This window comes from Streptomyces sp. NBC_01689, from assembly GCF_036250675.1.
GTDB lineage: Bacteria > Actinomycetota > Actinomycetes > Streptomycetales > Streptomycetaceae > Streptomyces.
The window spans coordinates 4,768,848-4,787,696 of sequence record NZ_CP109592.1 but is presented as its reverse complement, the minus strand read 5'-3'; the positions used below and the strand labels follow the sequence as shown (position 1 = coordinate 4,787,696).

Here is an 18,849-nt window from a genome sequence, read left to right as displayed (position 1 = left end):
CCGCAGCGCTCTCGTGATCGAGAAGCACAGTAGCGATAACGCGTCACCTGCCTCATCCGTGTCGGCCACCAGTGCAACTGAGTACGGGTACTCAGTTGGACCAAGCCGTGGATCTGGAGGAGAGACGCTGTCCGGCGTGGTCGGAGGTGCATACGCCGGCGGTGTGAACTCCGCTGACACTTCACGAACTTGCCGTGCTACAGAACAACTCGCGGGCGTCAGGCGGCAGCCGGGCGGGGGCTGCCGTGGAAGACCTGGCTGGTGTGCCAGGAGCGGTGGGCTGCCGCGACGGGCGAGATGCCGGGTTGCGGACCTATGAGCGGACGGCCCGCGAGTGCCGTGACATGCTCGCGGGCAGCCTGGCTGCGGCCGATGAATTGCTGCGAGACCAGGATGCGATGGCCGTCGCCTATGCCGAGGACTCCCTTGTCGAAGAGCTTGTGGTGCAGCGAGCACAGGCACAGGCCGTTGTCGACGTCGTCCGGGCCGTCGAACGCCCACCAGCGCACGTGTGCAGCCTCCAGGCCGACAGGCGCCGAGCCGATCACGCCGTCGTAGCCGCAGAAGGCGCACTGGTACTCGTACGCGGTCAGCACCATCTCGCGCATCCGGCGGTCCCGCTGTCGCCTCCCGGGCGCTGCCAGAGCGCCGGTCTCAGCCAGCTCCAGTTCCAGGCCCACCGCGTCGCACAGGTCCTGGTGCAGTGACGGCGGGAAGTGCAGATCCAGCAGCACCCTTGCCATGCGCCCCAGCAGCGACGGTTCGCACTCAAGCGCGGCCCGGAGGTCCTGGGCCAGCCGCCCGGTGGCCCCGCCGGCCCGTAGTTCCCGCACTCCGGTGCCCGGGCTGCCGGCGCCGCGGCCGGTCCGCACTTCCCATACCCCGTCGCTCACCAGGTGGTGGAAGGGATAGGCGGGCGTGGTCGCGCGCGCCGGACCGTACTCCACCAGCAGTTGCCTCAGATCCGATTCCACCGCGCTGTACAGCAGCTCGTCCGCGGCGTCCGCCTGAAAGCGGCCCAGCGCGTACAGCAGCAGCAACGGCTTGTGCGGCGCCCGCACCCCGTCCCGACTCCACTGCCTCAGCTTCGCGGCCCGCTCCAGCCAGTCCATAGCGGTGATCGTAGTGATGCCCTGCCGCGCCTCATGCTGTCCGGGCGGTAACTCCTCCTGCGTCTGCGGCGGGCGCACCGGCTTCGCCCATGCGCCTGCCGGCCCGCCATTCCAGCGCCGGGGGTTCCTCGGTGAACTCGATCAGATGCTGACCGACGAACCGTTGCAGCGCGTCGCGCACCTCCGCCAGGGTGGCGTGGAAGAACTCCTTCCGGCTGTTGACCTGGTTGACCCGCCGTGACGCGAACGAGGGCCACTGGGGTCGGGGCCTCCCCCTGAGTGGTGGACACGCTGATACTGGATCTGCTTGATCCGGAGGAAGCGAGAACACCGCCGATGGCGATGAAGGACTACTCAGACGAGTTCAAGGCCGATGCCGTGGCCCTGTACGAGTCCACACCCGGGGCCACCTACAAGAGCATCGCCGCCGACCTGGGCATCAACCGGGCCACCCTGCGCGAGTGGGTGCTGCGGGACCGCGAACGCCGCGGTGTCACCGCCACGGCTGCAAAGCCGGCCGTCCAACCGGGGGCGGCGGTGCCCTCCGACGCTCCGGACGAGCGGATCCGGCAGTTGGAGGCCCGGGTGGCCGAGCTCGAGGCGAGTGAGCGGAAGCTCGCGACCGAGCGGGACATCCTCCGCAAGGCGGCCAAGTATTTCGCCGGAGAGACGAACTGGTGATCAGCCGCTTCCAGTTCGTCGACGACCACCGGGACACCTACGAGGTGAAGCGGCTCTGCCACGTCCTGGACGTGAACCGGTCCAGCTACTACAAGTGGCTCGCCGGCGCCGAGGCCCGGGCCGCCCGGCAGCACAAGGACCGGATCCTGGCCGAGGAGATCCGCGAGATCCACGGCGAGTCCGGCGGCGCCTACGGCTCCCCGCGAGTGACCGCCGAGCTCCGCGAGAAAGGACGGCGGGTCAACGAAAAGCGGGTCGCCCAGATCATGCGGACGTTCTCGATCACCGGCATCCGCCTGCGCAGACGCGTGCGCACCACTGTCCCGGACCCGGCAGCCTCACCGGTTGCGGACCTCTTCCAGCGGGACTTCACCGCCGCCGATCCGGGACGGAAGTACATGGGCGACATCACGTATCTCCCGCTCGCCGGCGGGGAGTTCCTCTATCTCGCGACCGTACTGGACTGCTTCAGCCGCAAGGTCGTCGGCTGGTCCATCGCCGACCACATGCGCACCGGCCTGGTCGCCGACGCGCTACGGATGGCAGCCTCGACCCGCGGCCGCCTCGACGGCGCCGTGTTCCATTCCGACCACGGGGCCCAATACGGATCCCGGGCCTTCGCCGGCCTCTGCGACCAGCTCGGGGTCACCCGCTCGATGGGCGCGGTCGGCACCAGCGCCGACAACGCGGCCTGCGAAAGCTTCCACGCCTCCCTGAAACGCGAGACCCTCCAGGGCGCCCACGACTATGGTGACGCCGCCACCTGCCGCCGGACCGTCTTCGCCTGGCTGACCCGCTACAACACCCGCCGCCGGCACTCCGCCAACGGCCACCTCAGCCCCAACGAATACGAACACCGACACCACACCGCTAAGCTCACGCTCGCCGCGTGATCAATAACCGCGTGCCCACCTTCACGGGGGAAGGCCCGTCGGGCCGCCGGTCCGGCGGCGGCATCCATCCCGCGGGTGGCACAGGCCAATCCGGCGGCGGATTGAAACGTATGTGGTCATTACCCACTCCCTCGCCCCCGAGGCTCCCCGGCACGCAGGGCGCCAGACATCGGGTTCCAGGTGGAACGCCACGAAGTCCCGAGCGGTGAACTCATCGAGCAGCCAGTGAGTCTCGTACGTGGGGGAGTGTCGTCCGGTGAGGAGTGCTGCAAGGGGCAGTGTGGGCATGCCTGACGGCAGGTCACCACGATGCCGTCCAGCTGGTATTCGCGCACCGCAACCGTCAGGTGACACTGGTTCGGTAGTCAGGTCCTGCCTGGAACCCGTCGCTCGGCACCGCGTCCAGAGCTGGCTGGTGTGCCATCAGGGCGCCGCCCAACACGCTTTCCCCAGTGGCGGTGGGGTGTTGAACTACGTCCAGAGGAGTCCACCCGGGTTCATGACCGGCCGCCCCGTGGCCAAGAGCGGCCTCCTCGTCTCGGCTGCACGTCGGCGAACAGTGAGGGGTCGGCACAAAGGTCTTCGGGATCCACCTCGGGACTACGTCACGGTGCGCCTCGCGGACGACACCCGGGTCCGCCGGCTGCCCCGCTGGACGCGCCGGCGGAATCCCTCTGCGCAGGAGGAGGAAAACCCTCGCGTGGGCCGATCTTGGCTGATATACGCTGCGCCTGACTTGATCGAACAGTTCGGCGAATCCGTACCACCGGATACGCCCTGCCCGGGGGGGCATTCCCATGACTTCGCAGTTCCGCGCGGTGCTCGGCATCGCGCTCACGCCAGTCCTCGCCCTGGCTGCCGCGGCCCCGGCCGCCGCCACCACCGCCGCGGCCCCGGCCGCGCCCGCGGCCACCGGCACCACCGCGGCCAGCGGTACCGCCCCGGCCACCGTCGAGACGCACGCGCCGGGCCCGTGGGGCACCCGCATCCTGCACGCCCCGAGCCCCGACCCCGTCTCCTCCTCGGGCGGGGTGAACGCCTTGGAGTCGGCCGGGAACGGCGCCCTCGTCTCCCTCACCGGCGACGGGCTCTCCCGTACCACCCGGGTCCGGCCCGCCGGCAGCACCCGCTGGCTCGCCCCGCAGACCTGGCCGGACGCCGGCGGGTACAACACCGAGCTCGTCTCGCTCGGCGACGGCTCGGTGCGCCTGGTCTGGCGGGCCAAGCGTGCCGACGACCACAACGACTACTGGCTGAAGGTGGCCACCCTCGCGCCCGGCGCGACCGCCTTCTCCGAGCCCGAGTACATCGCCGCGGTCCCCGAGAAGGGCTACCACCACCTGGCGGCCGCCCCCGACGGCCGACTGGTGGCCGTGTGGTCGGTCTCCGGTGTCGTGAAGGCCGCCGAGAAGAGCGGCCCGCGGGCCGCGTGGACCGCTCCGGCCGACCTCAACGAGCAGCCGCCGTCCGGCAGTCGGGACATTTCCACCATGGACCTGGCGGTCGCCAAGGACGGCACCGCCCTGCTGGTGTGGCAGTGGCAGGCGAGCAAGGTCGTCGTCGCCCTGGAGAAGGCCCCCGGCGCGTCCGCCTGGACCGCGGTGCAGGGCTTCCCGGTCCCGGGCGTGGACCTGGCGCGCCCGAAGGTGTTCGCTGATCCACAGGGCGGCTTCGACGTGTTCTACGACGACATCGCGCACCTCATGCACACGCGCCGGCCCGTCGGCGCCACGCAGTGGAGCACCCCGCGGTCCGCCGCCAACTACGGCAGCACGTACGGGATGACGACGCCCGTCCACCTGCCCAACGGCGACCTCTTCGTCGCCGGCGGGCCGGGCTACTCGACCGGCCCCTGGTACGCGGTGCGCTCGGCGGCCACCGGCGCCTGGCAGCAGTACACGCAGCCCTTCTCCACGCACAAGAAGGTACGCGCGGTCGACGCGGCCGCCACCTCGGGCGGCACGGTCACGGTGACGTGGCGGGAGGGCTACTCGGGCGAGGAGTACACGATGGCCGCCGTCTTCAAGGGCGGCACCTGGTCCGCCCCGCGGCGACTGAGCGCGACGAGTGCCCAGTTCGCCGGGGTGCCCCAGGTGGCCGCCGACGAACTCGGCCGGCCCGTCGTGCTGTGGGACGAGTACAAGCTGAGCGAGACGAACAGCTTCGCCCTGGACGGCGTCTACCAGGCCACCACCACCAGCCGCGCGTTGCCCAAGTGGCGTGACTACACGGACGACGGCAAGGCCGACCTGTTCGGCCGTAGCGGCACCGCGCTGAAGGTGTACGCGGGCGACGCGACGAAGCTGTCCGCGGGGCAGCGCACGAGCAGCTGGCCGACGGGCACGCTCGTGCTGCCCTTCGGCGACCTCGACGGCGACCGCTGCGACGACGTGTTCGTCCGCTACCCGAACGGTGAGGCCCGCGTCTACCCGACGATCTGCGGCGGGCTGCCCGACCAGCTGTCGTTCCACGTCAAGGTCTCCTCGGACTGGAGCGGGTACGACGCGGTCGTCTCGCCGGGCGACGTGACGGGCGACGGGCGGGCCGACCTGCTGACCCGGTCCGCCTCGACCGGGAAGCTGTACCTGTACGCGAACAACGGCGCGGGCGGCTTCAAGGCCCGCTCGCTCGCCGGGTCCGGTTTCGGCGGGTACAAGAGGCTGATCGCTGCCGGGGACCTCGACGGCGACGGCAAGAACGACCTGCTGGCCATCGACGCGTCGAACGAGCTGTGGCGGTTCAGGGGGACCGGCGCCGGCACGTTCACGTCCCGGTCGCTGGTCTTCAAGGACTGGGGCACCTCCTACAAGGACGTGGTCGGCGGGCTCGATCTGTCCGGGGACGGCCGGGCCGACCTGATCTCGCTGGACAAGGACGGCCGGGCCTGGCTGAACCGGGGCAACGGCCACGGCGGCTTCGACAACCGGTCGCAGGCCGGCAAGGCCACGAACTGGTCGGCCATCCGCATCTCCTGACGGCGCGGGTCCGGGGGCCACTCGGCACCACGGGGATCCCGGGGTCCGGCTTCGCGTCTGGTTCCGGTTCCGGCGCGTCCGCCCGGACCATCTCGCCCCGGAAGGTCAGCGGACCGGCCGGGTCAGGCAGCCGCGGCCGCACCGTGACGCCCGGCCGGGCAGGGCGCCGTCCACTTCCGTGGGCGGCGCTCGTGTCCCTGGTCTCCGACCGCGGCGTCCCACCGGAGGGGATCCGGTACGGCTGAGATCGACGAGATCCTCCGAAAGCAGATCCGGCCCGTGATCAGACCGCCGCCGTGATCATGGACGGCATCTTGGGCCCAGACCGAGGCGGGTCGCAGGCACCACTCACGGCACTCCGGAATCGACAGTCACGCAGTAGTTATGCACACAGCAACGCCAGAGGGGCCTCACCGATTCGGTAAGGCCCCTCTGAACTGCTATTCAACTGTCGGGGTGGCGGGATTTGAACCCACGACCTCTTCGTCCCGAACGAAGCGCGCTGCCAAGCTGCGCTACACCCCGATCGTCGCTGCTCTCGCGGCGACGTCGTTTACTTTAGCCCACCGGTGGCCGGAGACGAAATCCGGTTTTCTGGGCGTCGGCCGCCGTGGCGCAGCGGGTCGGGGCGGAGGTGATCCACGGCGACGACGAAGAGGGAGAGGGCGTAGAAGGCGACGCCCAGGATCGCCGTGTTTCCCAGGATGCCGACGTATCCGTGCCGGTCGGCGTCCACGAAGGGGTAGAGGTAGCGCTCCGTCGTGCCGGGCGCGAGCATCGCGCCGCGGGCGAGGGAGAAGGCCAGGTAGACGAGGGGGTAGAGCAGCCAGGTCGCCGCGTGGCGCATCGCCAGGTGGGCCGGGCGGGTCAGCAGGAGCCAGTCGATCGCCACGGCCACGGGGGTCACGGTGTACAGGAGCAGGTTCGCGATCGCCTGCCAGCCGTGGAGCGAGGCGGTCTCGCCGGTCATCGAGAAGCCGCCGGGGCGGCCCGCCAGATGCAGGTGGTAGACCAGACCCGTGATCAGGATGTACACGAGCGTGCCGCCCGTGAGGGTCGCGGGCAGGGGGCGGCGGGCGAACCAGGCTCGTCGGGCCGAGGCGGTGAGGACGACCGCCACCAGCAGGTTGCTCTGGGTGGCGAAGTAGCTCAGTACGTGTCCGGGGCTGCCCAGGTACAGGTCGATGGCGATGCCCGCCGCCGCGGCGAGCGCGACCAGGAGGCGGAAGGCCGCCGCGAGCGGGCGGTGCACCGGGGCGACCACCGCCGCCGACGGGACGTTGTACGGGGCCAGAGCGGCGATACCCGGGATCGGGGGGAGGTCGGGTATGTCCTTGGGGATCGGGGCGATCATGGGCCCACGCTAAGCGGAGTGGGCGAATCGGGCTATTTGGGGCATCCGGTCGGGTTACGGCCCCGTGATGCTCCGGACCTGCACCGCCGGTACCGGTGCAGGCATGGGTACAGACACAGGCGCAGGCGTGCGCCGTATGCGCATCACGGGTCGTGACCGGCCGTGCGGGCCCACCCCTGATCGGGCTGCTAGCGGCTCACCAGCGTCAGGAGCGACGCCTCCGGCGGGCACGCGAAGCGGACCGGTGTGTAGCGGCTCGTGCCGCAGCCCGCCGAGACGTGCAGGTACGACGTCTGCCCTTCCGCCGTGTGCTTGGACAGGCCCTTCACGCGGTCGGTGTCCAGGTCGCAGTTGGTGACGAAGGCGCCGTAGAAGGGGAGGCAGATCTGGCCGCCGTGGGTGTGGCCGGCCAGGAGCAGGGGGTAGCCGTCCGCCGTGAACGCGTCGAGGGCGCGCAGGTACGGCGCGTGGACCACGCCGAGCGAGAAGTCGGCCGACTCGGAGGGTCCGCCCGCCACGCGCGCGTAGCGGTCCCGCTTGATGTGCGGGTCGTCGAGACCGGTCAGCTCGATCTCGGAGCCTTCTATCTTCAGCGTCCCCCGGGTATTCGTCAGGTTCAGCCAGCCCGCCGCGTCGAAGCCGTCCCGCAGGTCCTCCCACGGGTTGTGGACCACGTTGACCGCCGGCTTGTTGCCGTTCAGACCGTGACGGCCCTGCGCCTTTTCGAACAGGTACCGGGCGGGGTTGCGGAGTGTGGGGCCGTAGTAGTCGTTCGAACCGAAGACGTACGCGCCGGGGAACTCCATCAACGGGCCCAGGGCGTCCAGGACTTCGGGGACGCCTTCCGGGTCGGAGAGGTTGTCCCCGGTGTTGATGACGAAGTCGGGGCGCAGGCCCGCAAGGGATCGCAGCCACTGCTGCTTCTTGCGCTGCCCGCTCACCATGTGGATGTCGGAGACCTGGAGGAGACGCAGGGGCCGCATGCCCGGCGGCAGGACCGGGACCGTCACCCGCCGGAGGCGGAACGAGCGGGCCTCGAACCCTGCCGAGTACAGCAGTCCGGCGGCGCCCACCGCCGTGATTCCCAGGGGTACTCCGTATCGTGCGCGCATACGTCCATCGTGTCAGACCCGGGCGGCTTCGCGTTCCGGGCTGTGGACAACCCCGGCGTCGCCGGGCGGCGCAGACGGCGGCGGCCGTCACGGCCACCGGAACCGCCGTCGAAATCAGCAGGCGCCCGCCGTGCCACACCTGCGACAATCGTGGGCATGACCACGCTCAAGTCGAAGCTGCAGGAAGACCTCAACGCCGCCATCAAGGAGCGCGACGAGCTCCGCTCCGCCACGCTCCGGCTGACCCTCACCGCGATCACCAAGGAGGAGGTCTCGGGCACGACGAAGCGCGAGCTCTCCGACGACGAGGTGCAGAAGGTGATCGCCCGTGAGGCGAAGAAGCGCCGTGAGGCCGCGGACGCCTTCGCGCAGGGCGGTCGCCCGGAGTCGGCCGAGCGGGAGAAGGCCGAGGGCGAGCTCCTCGCCACGTACCTGCCCAAGCAGCTCTCCGACGAGGAACTCCAGCAGATCGTCGGACAGGCCGTCGAGGAGGCCAGGGCGGCGGGCGCCGAGGGACCGCGTGCCATGGGCCAGGTCATGAAGATCGTCAACCCGAAGGTCGCGGGTCTGGCCGAGGGCGGGCGGGTCGCCGCCGTCGTCAAGAAGCTGCTCGCGGGCTGAGGCTCCGAACGGCCACGGCCACGGCCACGGCCACGGCCACGGCACACGGCACACAGCACACGGCACACAGCACACGGCCACAGCGCACGGCCAAGGCCCACGACCCATGGCCAAGACTCACGGCCTCCCGCCACGACGTACGGCGAGAGCACGGCGGCCTACACCAAAGGACCTACGCCACGAGGGCCGTGCGCCAAGAAGGACCCACGCCAAGAAGGACCACGCCAAGAAGGACCCACGCCAAGAAGGACCTACGGCAAGAGGGACGCCACCGCGGTGGCGTCCCTCTTTTCTCGTTCCTCGGTGCGACCGGTCCCGGCGCGTGCCCGATGCCGGCCGGCCCCCGGCCCTCCGTCGGCCTCCCGAGAGCCGGCGGGGGCGGGGGACGAGCGCCCCGGCCGGGTGCTGTCAGTGCCGGCGCCCGCCGGTGCCGTTCTGTCCCTGGATGAAGCCCTCGGGGAGCGAGAAGGTGGGGTTCGGCTTCCCGCCGCCGTTCCCGTTGCTGCCGTTGTTCCCGCTGATGGTGTTGCCGCGGTCGTCGCCGCCGCCCGGGCCGCCGTCGTCCGGGCCGCCGTCGTCCGGACCACCGTCGTCGTCGTGGTCCCGCACCGGGTCGGGAATGTCGATCATGTTGAAGGAGGGGGAGTCCTTGCCCACGAGGGCGCCCGTCATGGCGTCCTTCCAGATCGGGCCCGGTACCTCGCCGCCGTAGACGAGCGAGTGGTAGACGCCGCCGATGTTGATGTTCGTCATCTTGACGTTCTGCTTGGGGCTGCCGACCCAGACCGCGCCCGCGAGGTTCGGGGTGTACCCGACGAACCAGGCGTTGCGGCGCTCGTCCGTCGTACCCGTCTTACCGGCGTTGTCCCGGTCCGTCAGACCGGCCTGCTGACCCGTACCGGAGTCGATCACACCGCTCAGCAGCGTGTTGACGGTGTCCGCCGTCTTCTCGGACATGGCCCGCGTGCAGGTCGACTTCGGGACCTCCAGCGACTTCTGCTTGCTGTCCACCTGCTGGGTGATCGACTCGATGGCGATCGGCGTGCAGTACATGCCCCGGGAGGCGAAGGTGGCGTACGCGCTCGCCATGGTCAGCGGGGCGATGCCCTTGGAGCCGAGGGTGATGGCGGGGACCTCGGGCAGCTTGTCGCCGTTGCCCTGCACGACGTGCAGTTTGTCGGTCAGCTTCACCACCGGGCAGATGCCGATGTCCGAGATCATCTGCACGAAGTAGGTGTTGACCGACTTGGCCATCGCCGTCTTCAGCGGGTACGGGCCGTCCTCCGACTCGCTCTCGTTCGAGAGGGTCTCGTTCTGCTGGTTGGTCCAGGGCTTGCCGCACGTCTGCACGGGGCTGGGGTAGGACATCTTGTACGGCGCGGAGTACTCCTGCGTCGGCGGCAGGCCCTGCTCCAGCGCGGCCGCGGCCACGAACGGCTTGAAGGTCGAACCGGTCGGGAAGCCGAAGTTCGAACCGCCCATGTCGCGGTCGACCGAGTAGTTGTACTCCGTCTCGTTCTTCCCGTAGCCGTACGGCCTCGACTGGCCCATGCCGACGATCTTGCCGGTCCCCGGCTCGACCAGCGTGGCCGCCGTGGCGACCGAGTCCGACTTGTTGACGTGGGACTTGATCGAGTCCTGCACGGACTTCTGGGACTGCGGGTCGAGCGTCGTACGGATGGTCAGGCCGCCCTGGTTCCAGAGCTTGGCCCGGTCCTCCTTGGTCTTGCCGAAGACCGGGTCGGTGAGGAACACGTTCTCCACGTACCGGCAGAAGAAGCTCGCGCCCTTGACCGCCGTGATGCAGCCGTTCTTCGGCTGGCTGACCTTCAGGCCCAGCTTCGCGTTCTTTGCCTCCTCGGCCTCCTGCGGGGAGATGTCGTGCACCTCGGCCATGCGCTGCAGGACGGTGTTGCGGCGCTTGATGGCCTCGGCCTCGTCGTTGACCGGGTCGTACCGGCTCGGCGACTGGACGATGCCCGCGAGCAGCGCCGACTGCTGGAGGTTCAGGTCCTTCGCGGGCTTGGAGAAGTAGCGCTGGGCGGCGGCCTCGACGCCGTAGGCCTGCTCGCCGAAGAACGTGATGTTCAGGTAGTTCTCGAGGATCTTCTTCTTGCCGAGCTTCTCCTCGAGCTGGATCGCGTACTTGAGCTCACGGATCTTGCGGCCGAGGGTCTGCTGGGTGGCCTGGGCGACCTTCGTCGGGTCGTCGCCGGCCTCCTCCACGAAGTAGTTCTTCACCAGCTGCTGGGTGAGGGTGGAGGCGCCCTGGGCCACTCCGCCGTTCTGCGCGTTCTGGTTCAGGGCGCGCAGGATGCCCTTCAGGTCGACCGCTCCGTGCTGGTAGAAGCGCGAGTCCTCGATCGCGACGATCGCCTTCTGCATGTACGGCGAGATGCTCTTGAGGTCGACCACCGTGCGGTCGCGCGAGTAGACCGTCGCGATCGGACCGCCCTGGCTGTCCAGGATGGTCGTGCGCTGACTCAGCGCGGGACTCTTCAAGTTGTCGGGAATCTCGTCGAAACCCTGGACGGAACCCTTGGCCGCGAGGCCCAGCGCGCCCGCGGCGGGCAACGCGATTCCGGCCATGACTGCTCCGGCGAGCACGCTGACACCGAGGAACTTGGCGGCCTGCTGCGTGGGCGACAGACCACCACCCGAGAGCTTCTTTGGCATGGGGGCAGCCTACGTTCTCATTCGCCGGACACGCGTATATGCCTTGGCCTAAGCTGCTCTCAACTGTCACAGCAGTGCGGCTACGTATCAATACGTCCGGCGAACCCGAATCGTTCCGGAGGTTCCCCAGTTTTTTGGGGAGGTCGTGTCCGAATCAGCCTCATGCGTCACCAGGCGTCCGTTGTGACTCAACTGAACTGTCCCGCTTTGTCGGGATGGTCGCGCATGTCCTCGGGTCACTCCCCCGGGTGATCTGCCGCTTACGCATAGTCCGTTCGGGCCATTCAAGATTGGGCCCGAAGGGGGTGTTGCGCTGTGCCCACCTTCCGTAACGTCCTCAACTGGCGGCGGTGAATATGCCGCTGCCGCCGTGGGGGAGCCTCGATTCGGGAGAGGACGGCGCCGGTATGGGCTGGGTAACCGACTGGAGTGCGCAGGCGGCCTGCCGCACTACCGATCCGGATGAACTGTTCGTTCAAGGAGCAGCGCAGAACAGGGCGAAGGCAGTGTGTACCGGATGTCCGGTACGCACGGAGTGCCTCGCCGATGCGCTCGACAACCGCGTCGAATTCGGCGTGTGGGGTGGCATGACGGAGCGGGAGCGTCGCGCACTGCTGCGCAGGCGTCCCACCGTCACCTCGTGGCGTCGCCTGCTGGAGACCGCGCGTACGGAGTACGAGCGCGGCGCGGGCCTGCTGCCCCTCGACGAGGAAGAGGTGTACGAGCGTTACGCGGCGGTGGGCTGAAGGTTCTCCTCGGACCACGGACCACGGACCACGGACCACGGACCGGTCAGCCGGGGCGTTCCCGTACGGCGCCCACATCGGGGTGCGGTCGCACGGTGAGCCGTACGCCACCTCGCGCGCGGCGGTGGACCGACGCGGAGCTGGTGCCGGTGCGCCGGTGGTGTCGCCGCGCCGGTGATGTGGTGCGGCAGCGTGCCGGCAGGGGTGACGGACCTCATCAGGGGACAAGGCGCCCTCAGGGCGCGGCAGAGGGCCACAAGGGCCGCCGGGAGGCGGCCCCATGGACCTGTCACCCGGACCTTGTGACGGGTACGGGCTCGTGGACGGCCGCGGGCCCGTGGTGGTCACGGGCCGGGCGGCGGATGGTCGCGGCGTCGGGTCAGGCGTCGGACTCGGGCAGCTCCGGCCGGTTGGCCGCGAGCCGTTCCCCGATGTCCCGCAGCCCCGCGAGGTCATGCACGTCACCGGGCAGCGCGGCCACTTCGGCCACGGCCACTTCGGGGTGACGCGCGGCGAAGCGGTCACGGGTGCGCTGCTCGCGGGAGAGCAACTGCATGCGCTCGGCGTGCAGCCTCAGCAGATCTGCGGTGAACTGTTCGACGGTCCGGTCGGTGACGGTCCGGTCGGTGTCCGTGGCGGCGGGGGAGCCTTCGGCGGAACCGTCGGGAGCCTCGGTGCCTTCGGGAGCTGATGGCGCGGGAGCAGAGGACTCTGAACTGCCGTGCGTGTCGGGAGAGTTACGAAGTCCAGCTTTCCCGCCCTCCTGATCCACAATGCGGGCCCCGTCAAGATTTTCCGCAGCCTCGGAGCCAAGATCTTCCACGGTGTCGGGATCGACGTCCTCGGCGGCCGCGGCGTCGAGGTTCTCCGCCGCCGCGAGTGCCCGTTCCGCCGACAGCTGCGCGGCGCCGCTGCCGTGCACCCGGTTGAGGACCAGGCCGGCGAACGGCATGTCCTCGGCTGCCAGCCGCTCGACGAAGTACGCGGCCTCCCGCAGCGCGTCCCGCTCCGGGGCCGCCACGACCAGGAACGCCGTGCCGGGCGCCTGGAGCAGCTTGTACGTGGCGTCCGCGCGGGTCCGGAAGCCGCCGAACGTGGTGTCCATCGCCGCCACGAACGTCTGCATGTCCTTGAGGAGTTGTCCCCCCAGCAGCTTGCCCAGGGTGCCGGTCATCATCGACATACCGACGTTCAGGAACTTCATCCCCGCGCGGCCGCCCAGCTTCGCCGGAGCGGTGAGGAGCCGGATCAGGCGGCCGTCCAGGAACGAGCCGAGCCGCTTGGGGGCGTCCAGGAAGTCCAGCGCGGAGCGGGACGGCGGCGTGTCGACGACGATCAGGTCCCACTCCTCCCGCGCCCGCAGCTGGCCGAGCTTCTCCATCGCCATGTACTCCTGCGTGCCCGCGAAGCCCGCCGAGAGCGACTGGTAGAAGGGGTTGCCCAGGATCGCGGCGGCCCGCTCGCCGTCCGCGTGCGCCTCGACGATCTCGTCGAAGGTGCGCTTCATGTCGAGCATCATGGCGTGCAGTTCGCCGCCCGCCGAGTCGTCGATGCCCTTCACCCGGCGCGGGATGTTGTCGAGCGAGTCGATGCCCATCGACTGGGCGAGCCGGCGGGCCGGGTCGATCGTGAGCACGACGACCTTGCGGCCCCGCTCGGCCGCGCGCAGCCCCAGGGCGGCCGCCGTCGTCGTCTTCCCGACACCGCCGGACCCGCAGCACACCACGATGCGGGTCCCCGGGTCGTCGAGCAGCGGGTCGACGTCCAGGACACGGGCGGAGCCGATGCCGCGGGCCGGGTCCTGGGCCCGGGCCGGATCGTGGGCCCGGGCCGAGTCGCCGCCGCGGGCGGGGTCGCCGGTACGGGCGGGGTCGTGGGCGCGGGCCGGGTCCGGACTCATGAGATCCCTTGCTGACGCAGTTCCTTGGCCAGTTGGTACAGGCCCGCCAGGTCCATTCCCTCGGCGAGCAGCGGGAGCTCGTGCAGCGGAAGGCCCTGCTCGGTGAGGACGGCCCGCTGCTCGCGCTCCAGGGTGTGCCGCTCGGCGTACTCCTCCGCCTGCTCCAGGAGGGGGCCGACGAGCCGCTCCGCGTTCCCGCCGCGGCGGGCGCCGCCGAGACCCGCGGCGGAGAGCGACTTGGCGATGGCGCTGCGCGCCACGGCGCCCGTGAACTCCAGGTCGGCGTCGTCGAGGAGCGCGGGCCGCACCATGTTCACGATGATCCGCCCGACCGGCAGCTTCGCCGCGCGCAGTTCGGCGATGCCGTCCGCGGTCTCCTGGACGGGCATCTCCTCCAGCAGCGTCACCAGGTGCACCGCCGTCTCCGGAGACTTGAGGACACGCATCACGGCCTGTGCCTGATTGTGTATCGGGCCGATCTTGGCGAGCCCCGCGACCTCGTTGTTCACGTTCAGGAAGCGCGTGATCCGCCCGGTGGGCGGCGCGTCCATGATCACGTAGTCATAGGCGAACTGTCCGCTCTTGTCCTTCCTGCGCACGGCCTCGCACGCCTTGCCGGTGAGGAGCACGTCCCGGACGCCGGGCGCGATGGTGGTCGCGAAGTCGATGGCGCCGAGCTTCTTCAGGGCCCGTCCGGCGCTCCCCAGTTTGTAGAACATCTGGAGGTAGTCCAGAAGGGCCAGTTCGGGATCTATGGCGAGGGCGTACACCTCCCCGCCGCCCGGAGCGACGGCGATCTTCCGCTCCTCGTAGGGCAGCGCTTCTGTCTCGAAGAGCTGCGCGATGCCCTGTCTGCCCTCGACCTCCACGAGGAGGGTGCGCTTGCCCTCTGTGGCGAGGGCGAGCGCGAGGGCCGCGGCTACCGTGGTCTTGCCGGTACCGCCCTTGCCGCTGACGACCTGGAGCCTGCTCACGTCTTCGAGCCTAACCAGTCCACCGCCGGAGTACGCAGGAGGCTGTGGACAACGTGCGCGCGAGGCCCTCCGCGGCAACGGCTACAGTCGGCCACATGACCAAGTGGGAATACGCAACCGTGCCGCTGCTCGTCCATGCCACGAAGCAGATTCTGGACACCTGGGGCGAGGACGGCTGGGAGCTTGTCCAGGTCGTGCCCGGGCCGAACAACCCCGAGCAGCTGGTGGCCTACCTGAAGCGTGAGAGGTCCGCATGAGCGGCACCGTCGAGTCGAAGCTCGCGGAGCTCGGGCTGACCCTGCCGGACGTCGTCCCGCCGCTGGCCGCGTACCAGCCGGCCGTGCGGTCCGGTGTGTACGTGTACACCTCCGGCCAGCTGCCGATGGTGGAGGGCAAGCTTCCGGTGACCGGGAAGGTCGGCGCCGAGGTCACGGCCGAGGAGGCCAAGGACCTGGCCCGCATCTGCGCGCTGAACGCGTTGGCCGCGGTCAAGTCGGTCGCGGGTGACCTGGACCGGATCGCGCGGGTCGTGAAGGTCGTCGGGTTCGTGGCCTCGGCGGCGGACTTCGTCGGTCAGCCGGCCGTGGTGAACGGAGCCAGTGAGCTGCTGGGCGCGGTGCTCGGTGACAAGGGCGTGCACGCGCGGAGTGCCGTCGGGGTGGCGGTACTGCCGCTGGACGCGCCGGTCGAGGTCGAGATCCAAGTGGAACTGACCGAGGCGTAGGCACTCCGGGCGGGGCGGGGTCGGCTGGGTGTTCCTGTTCGCGGGGGCCCGCCGCCCCTGCTCGTCCCGTCACCCGGGGCTCCGCCCCGGACCCCGCCAAGGGCGCTGCGCCCCCTGGACCCCCGCCCTCGCCCGAAGGGCTCGTCCTCAAGCGCCGGACGGGCTGATCATGCGGGCCTGCGCTCATAGGCCCCGGACGGGCTGGAGATGCCCGCCCGCACCGGAAAGATCACGTCCGGCCATCAGCCCTTCAGCCTCGGCCCCGCAGCGCCCGGCCCGCATCTCACGGCCTCGCAGCGCGCGGCCGGCATCGCACGGCCCCGCGGCGCCCGGCTCGCGCCCTCAGCCGCTCCGGCGCTCGACGAAGAGGCCCTCCAGGCCGAAGCGGGGTACGACCCTTCTTGATCGACCGGCGCCCCTCGAACATTCGCCCGGCTCGGGATAGCCTCCGGCCATGGCGAATGGGCAGTGGTATCCACCGGAATGGCCCGAGCGCATCCGCGCGCTCGCGGAGGGCACCCTGACACCGGTGCCCCCGAGGCGGGCCGCCACGGTCATGCTGCTCAAGGACACCGACACCACCCCTCTGGTGCACATGCTGCGCAGACGCACCACCATGGCCTTCGCCGGAGGCGCGTACGCGTACCCGGGCGGCGGCGTGGACCCCCGCGACGACGACCACCGGATCCGCTGGGCGGGCCCCACGCGCGCGTGGTGGGCCGACCGGCTCGGGGTCGACGAGACGTCCGCCCAGGCCGTCGTCTGCGCGGCGGTCCGCGAGACGTACGAGGAGGCCGGTGTCCTCCTCGCCGGTCCCACCCCGGACACGGTGGTCGGCGACACCACCGGGGACGAGTGGGAGGCGGACCGCGCCGCCCTGGTCGCCCGTGACTTCTCCTTCGCGGAGTTCCTCGACCGCAGGGGCCTGGTCCTCAGATCCGACCTCCTGGGCGTCTGGACCCGCTGGATCACCCCGGAGTTCGAGAGCCGTCGCTACGACACCTGGTTCTTCGTGGCCGCGCTCCCGGACGGGCAGCGCACCCGCAACGCCTCCACGGAGGCCGACCGCACCGTGTGGATCCGCCCCGAGGACGCGACCGACGGATACGACAAGGGCGAGCTCCTGATGATGCCGCCCACCGTCGCCACCCTGCGCCAGCTCGTCCCGTACGGCAGCGCGGCCGACGTTCTCGCCGCCGCGCCCGCGCGCGATCTGACACCCGTCCTGGCCAGGGCGCGCCTGGAGAACGGCGAAGTGGTGCTCTCCTGGCCCGGACACGACGAGTTCACCAAGCACGTCCCGACCGGAGGGAGCCCGGCATGACCGACGCCGCGGCCCTTCCCGGCCGGCCCCGGGGCGGGGCCCTCTCCGGTCCGGCCACCGCGCGTGCCGTGAACGTCCTGGCCCCCAACGCGTCCGCGATGACCCTGGACGGCACCAACACCTGGATCGTCTCGGAGCCTGACTCCGAGCTCGCCGTGGTGATCGACCCCGGGCCGCTGGACGACGTCCATCTGCGGGCCGTCCTCGACACGGCCGAGAAGGCCGGGAAGCGGGTCGCGCTGACCCTGCTGACGCACGGGCACCCGGATCACGCGGCGGGCGCCGCGTCGTTCGCCGAGCTGACGGGGACGAAGGTGCGGGCGCTGGACCCCGCGCTGCGGCTCGGGGACGAGGGACTCGCGTACGGCGACGTCGTGGACGTGGGCGGCCTCGAACTGCGGGTGGTCCCGACGCCCGGGCACACCGCCGACTCGCTGTGCTTCCATCTCCCGGCCGATCGGGCCGTCCTGACGGGTGACACCGTCCTGGGTCGCGGTACGACCGTCGTGGCCCACCCTGACGGCCGCCTGGGGGACTATCTCGACTCACTGCGGCGGCTGCGCTCGCTCACGGTCGACGACGGCGTGCGCACGGTGCTGCCCGGACACGGACCCGTGCTGGAGGACGCCCAGGGTGCCGTCGAGTTCTACCTCGCCCACCGGGCCCATCGCCTGGCCCAGGTCGAGACGGCGGTCGAGAACGGTTACGGGTCACCGCGGCAGATCGTCGCGCACGTCTACGCCGACGTGGACCGGTCGCTGTGGCCCGCCGCCGAACTCTCCGTCCGGGCGCAGATGGACTACCTGCGCGAACACGGCCTCATCTAGGCCCGGCCGGGACCGGTCCAACTCGTACGTCATGAACGACGTACGTCATGAACGACGTACGTCATGAACGACGTGCAAGGGGCCCCGTCCTTCGACGGGGCCCCTTGCACGTACTCACTCACGAGCGAGCGGCGAAGCGGTCAGCGGGACCGCTTCGCGAGGCGCTCGACGTCCAGCAGGATCACCGCGCGGGCCTCCAGCCGCAGCCAGCCGCGGCCCGCGAAGTCGGCGAGCGCCTTGTTGACCGTCTCGCGCGACGCGCCGACCAGCTGGGCCAGCTCCTCCTGCGTCAGGTCGTGCACGACGTGGATGCCCTCCTCCGACTGCACGCCGAAGCGGCGGGAGAGGTCCAGGAGCGCACGGGCCACCCGGCCGGGCACGTCCGAGAAGACCAGGTCGGACATCTGGTCGTTGGTCTTGCGCAGGCGCCGGGCGACGGCGCGCAGCAGGGCGGCGGCCACCTCGGGCCGCGCGTTCAGCCAGGGCTGGAGGTCGCCGTGGCCGAGGCCCAGCAGCTTGACCTCGGTCAGCGCGCTGGCGGTCGCCGTGCGCGGGCCCGGGTCGAACAGCGACAGCTCGCCGATCAGCTCACCGGGGCCGAGGACGGCCAGCATGTTCTCCCGGCCGTCCGGGGAGGTGCGATGGAGCTTCACCTTGCCCTCGGTGACCACGTAGAGGCGGTCTCCGGGGTCGCCCTCGTGGAAGAGAGCGTCGCCGCGGGCGAGCGTCACCTCACTCATGGAGGCGCGGAGCTCCGCCGCCTGCTCGTCATCGAGCGCCGCGAAGAGCGGGGCGCGCCGCAGAACGTCGTCCACGAGTTCTCTCCTTGTCGACCTGCTCAGGGGATCTTGCTCCCCCGTGGTACCAGGGGAGCGTGTTCCCCATCTTGCTGGACGGTCCAAACAGTGTGATCAGTCACAAGTCTGCCGC

16 protein-coding genes and 1 tRNA gene are annotated in these 18,849 nt (G+C 70.4%); 8 read left to right on the top strand and 9 right to left on the bottom strand.

The window, feature by feature from the left end; genetic code table 11:
• Window positions 1-218: 218 nt before the first annotated feature.
• Both OG776_RS20280 and OG776_RS20275 read right to left on the bottom strand, forming a co-directional pair.
• Window positions 219-1,112: a phosphorothioated DNA-binding restriction endonuclease gene (locus tag OG776_RS20280; protein ID WP_148009617.1), complete on the bottom strand. Its 894-nt coding sequence runs from the start codon at window positions 1,110-1,112 to the stop codon at window positions 219-221.
• Between the two features lie 31 nt (window positions 1,113-1,143).
• Complete coding sequence (locus OG776_RS20275; RefSeq protein ID WP_261994571.1) at window positions 1,144-1,293, bottom strand: hypothetical protein; 150 nt, start codon at window positions 1,291-1,293, stop codon at window positions 1,144-1,146.
• A gap of 155 nt (window positions 1,294-1,448) precedes the next feature.
• Here OG776_RS20275 and OG776_RS20270 point away from each other — a divergent pair.
• A protein-coding gene (locus tag OG776_RS20270; protein ID WP_443077368.1) for an IS3 family transposase occupies window positions 1,449-2,686 on the top strand; the annotation gives its coding sequence in 2 pieces (ribosomal slippage) (window positions 1,449-1,779 and window positions 1,779-2,686; 1,239 coding nt in all).
• Window positions 2,687-3,483: 797 nt separating this feature from the next.
• Window positions 3,484-5,661, top strand: a complete 2,178-nt coding sequence (locus OG776_RS20265) for an FG-GAP repeat domain-containing protein (protein WP_148012368.1) — start codon at window positions 3,484-3,486, stop codon at window positions 5,659-5,661.
• A 451-nt stretch (window positions 5,662-6,112) separates the two neighbouring features.
• Here OG776_RS20265 and OG776_RS20260 read toward each other — a convergent pair.
• The 3 genes from OG776_RS20260 to OG776_RS20250 all read right to left on the bottom strand — a co-directional run bounded on the left by OG776_RS20260 (window position 6,113) and on the right by OG776_RS20250 (window position 8,127).
• Window positions 6,113-6,186, bottom strand: a tRNA-Pro gene (locus OG776_RS20260).
• Window positions 6,187-6,214: 28 nt separating this feature from the next.
• Window positions 6,215-7,015 carry a Pr6Pr family membrane protein gene (locus tag OG776_RS20255; RefSeq protein WP_329322017.1) on the bottom strand — a complete coding sequence of 267 codons (801 nt, stop codon included), beginning with the start codon at window positions 7,013-7,015 and terminating at the stop codon, window positions 6,215-6,217.
• A 188-nt stretch (window positions 7,016-7,203) separates the two neighbouring features.
• On the bottom strand, window positions 7,204-8,127 hold the full coding sequence (locus OG776_RS20250) for a metallophosphoesterase (protein ID WP_329322014.1): 924 nt from the start codon (window positions 8,125-8,127) through the stop codon (window positions 7,204-7,206).
• 156 nt (window positions 8,128-8,283) lie between these two features.
• Between OG776_RS20250 and OG776_RS20245 the strand changes: the two genes are divergently transcribed.
• Window positions 8,284-8,748 carry a GatB/YqeY domain-containing protein gene (locus OG776_RS20245; protein ID WP_148012365.1) on the top strand — a complete coding sequence of 155 codons (465 nt, stop codon included), beginning with the start codon at window positions 8,284-8,286 and terminating at the stop codon, window positions 8,746-8,748.
• Between the two features lie 408 nt (window positions 8,749-9,156).
• Here the strand turns inward: OG776_RS20245 and OG776_RS20240 are convergent, their stop codons facing one another.
• Window positions 9,157-11,424, bottom strand: a complete 2,268-nt coding sequence (locus OG776_RS20240) for a transglycosylase domain-containing protein (RefSeq protein ID WP_329322012.1) — start codon at window positions 11,422-11,424, stop codon at window positions 9,157-9,159.
• 407 nt (window positions 11,425-11,831) lie between these two features.
• Here OG776_RS20240 and wblA point away from each other — a divergent pair, with 407 nt between their 5' ends.
• Window positions 11,832-12,170, top strand: coding sequence for a transcriptional regulator WblA (wblA, locus tag OG776_RS20235; RefSeq protein ID WP_028799159.1), 339 nt, complete (start codon window positions 11,832-11,834; stop codon window positions 12,168-12,170).
• 379 nt (window positions 12,171-12,549) lie between these two features.
• On the opposite strand, the gene OG776_RS20230 is transcribed toward wblA, so the two are convergent.
• Together OG776_RS20230 and OG776_RS20225 are read right to left on the bottom strand one after the other, a co-directional pair.
• The gene (locus OG776_RS20230; RefSeq protein WP_329322010.1) at window positions 12,550-14,070 is read right to left on the bottom strand and encodes an ArsA family ATPase; all 1,521 of its coding nucleotides are present in this window, start codon (window positions 14,068-14,070) and stop codon (window positions 12,550-12,552) included.
• Window positions 14,067-15,044, bottom strand: coding sequence for an ArsA family ATPase (locus OG776_RS20225; RefSeq protein WP_148012363.1), 978 nt, complete (start codon window positions 15,042-15,044; stop codon window positions 14,067-14,069). The genes OG776_RS20230 and OG776_RS20225 overlap by 4 nt, the downstream gene beginning before the upstream one ends.
• Before the next feature lie 95 nt (window positions 15,045-15,139).
• On the opposite strand from OG776_RS20225, the gene OG776_RS20220 reads away from it, so the two are divergent.
• From OG776_RS20220 to OG776_RS20205, 4 genes are all read left to right on the top strand, one after another.
• Window positions 15,140-15,301: a DUF4177 domain-containing protein gene (locus tag OG776_RS20220; RefSeq protein WP_143608830.1), complete on the top strand. Its 162-nt coding sequence runs from the start codon at window positions 15,140-15,142 to the stop codon at window positions 15,299-15,301.
• Window positions 15,298-15,768 carry a RidA family protein gene (locus tag OG776_RS20215; protein ID WP_148012362.1) on the top strand — a complete coding sequence of 157 codons (471 nt, stop codon included), beginning with the start codon at window positions 15,298-15,300 and terminating at the stop codon, window positions 15,766-15,768. The genes OG776_RS20220 and OG776_RS20215 overlap by 4 nt, the downstream gene beginning before the upstream one ends.
• Before the next feature lie 454 nt (window positions 15,769-16,222).
• Complete coding sequence (locus tag OG776_RS20210) at window positions 16,223-17,092, top strand: NUDIX hydrolase (RefSeq protein ID WP_148012360.1); 870 nt, start codon at window positions 16,223-16,225, stop codon at window positions 17,090-17,092.
• Window positions 17,089-17,919 carry an MBL fold metallo-hydrolase gene (locus OG776_RS20205; protein ID WP_148012359.1) on the top strand — a complete coding sequence of 277 codons (831 nt, stop codon included), beginning with the start codon at window positions 17,089-17,091 and terminating at the stop codon, window positions 17,917-17,919. The genes OG776_RS20210 and OG776_RS20205 overlap by 4 nt, the downstream gene beginning before the upstream one ends.
• Before the next feature lie 140 nt (window positions 17,920-18,059).
• Here the strand turns inward: OG776_RS20205 and OG776_RS20200 are convergent, their stop codons facing one another.
• Window positions 18,060-18,734: a Crp/Fnr family transcriptional regulator gene (locus OG776_RS20200; protein WP_016642758.1), complete on the bottom strand. Its 675-nt coding sequence runs from the start codon at window positions 18,732-18,734 to the stop codon at window positions 18,060-18,062.
• Between the last annotated feature and the right edge of the window lie 115 nt (window positions 18,735-18,849).

What these genes read in the sequence shown, in the direction of transcription:
- OG776_RS20255 (WP_329322017.1), bottom strand. Translation starts at nt 7,015, where the DNA reads ATGATCGCCCCGATCCCCAAGGACATACCCGACCTCCCCCCGATCCCG.
- OG776_RS20245 (WP_148012365.1), top strand. Translation starts at nt 8,284, where the DNA reads ATGACCACGCTCAAGTCGAAGCTGCAGGAAGACCTCAACGCCGCCATC.
- OG776_RS20250 (WP_329322014.1), bottom strand. Translation starts at nt 8,127, where the DNA reads ATGCGCGCACGATACGGAGTACCCCTGGGAATCACGGCGGTGGGCGCC.
- OG776_RS20230 (WP_329322010.1), bottom strand. Translation starts at nt 14,070, where the DNA reads ATGAGTCCGGACCCGGCCCGCGCCCACGACCCCGCCCGTACCGGCGAC.
- OG776_RS20205 (WP_148012359.1), top strand. Translation starts at nt 17,089, where the DNA reads ATGACCGACGCCGCGGCCCTTCCCGGCCGGCCCCGGGGCGGGGCCCTC.
- OG776_RS20215 (WP_148012362.1), top strand. Translation starts at nt 15,298, where the DNA reads ATGAGCGGCACCGTCGAGTCGAAGCTCGCGGAGCTCGGGCTGACCCTG.
- OG776_RS20265 (WP_148012368.1), top strand. Translation starts at nt 3,484, where the DNA reads ATGACTTCGCAGTTCCGCGCGGTGCTCGGCATCGCGCTCACGCCAGTC.
- OG776_RS20240 (WP_329322012.1), bottom strand. Translation starts at nt 11,424, where the DNA reads ATGCCAAAGAAGCTCTCGGGTGGTGGTCTGTCGCCCACGCAGCAGGCC.
- wblA (WP_028799159.1), top strand. Translation starts at nt 11,832, where the DNA reads ATGGGCTGGGTAACCGACTGGAGTGCGCAGGCGGCCTGCCGCACTACC.
- OG776_RS20280 (WP_148009617.1), bottom strand. Translation starts at nt 1,112, where the DNA reads ATGGACTGGCTGGAGCGGGCCGCGAAGCTGAGGCAGTGGAGTCGGGAC.
- OG776_RS20210 (WP_148012360.1), top strand. Translation starts at nt 16,223, where the DNA reads ATGGCGAATGGGCAGTGGTATCCACCGGAATGGCCCGAGCGCATCCGC.
- OG776_RS20220 (WP_143608830.1), top strand. Translation starts at nt 15,140, where the DNA reads ATGACCAAGTGGGAATACGCAACCGTGCCGCTGCTCGTCCATGCCACG.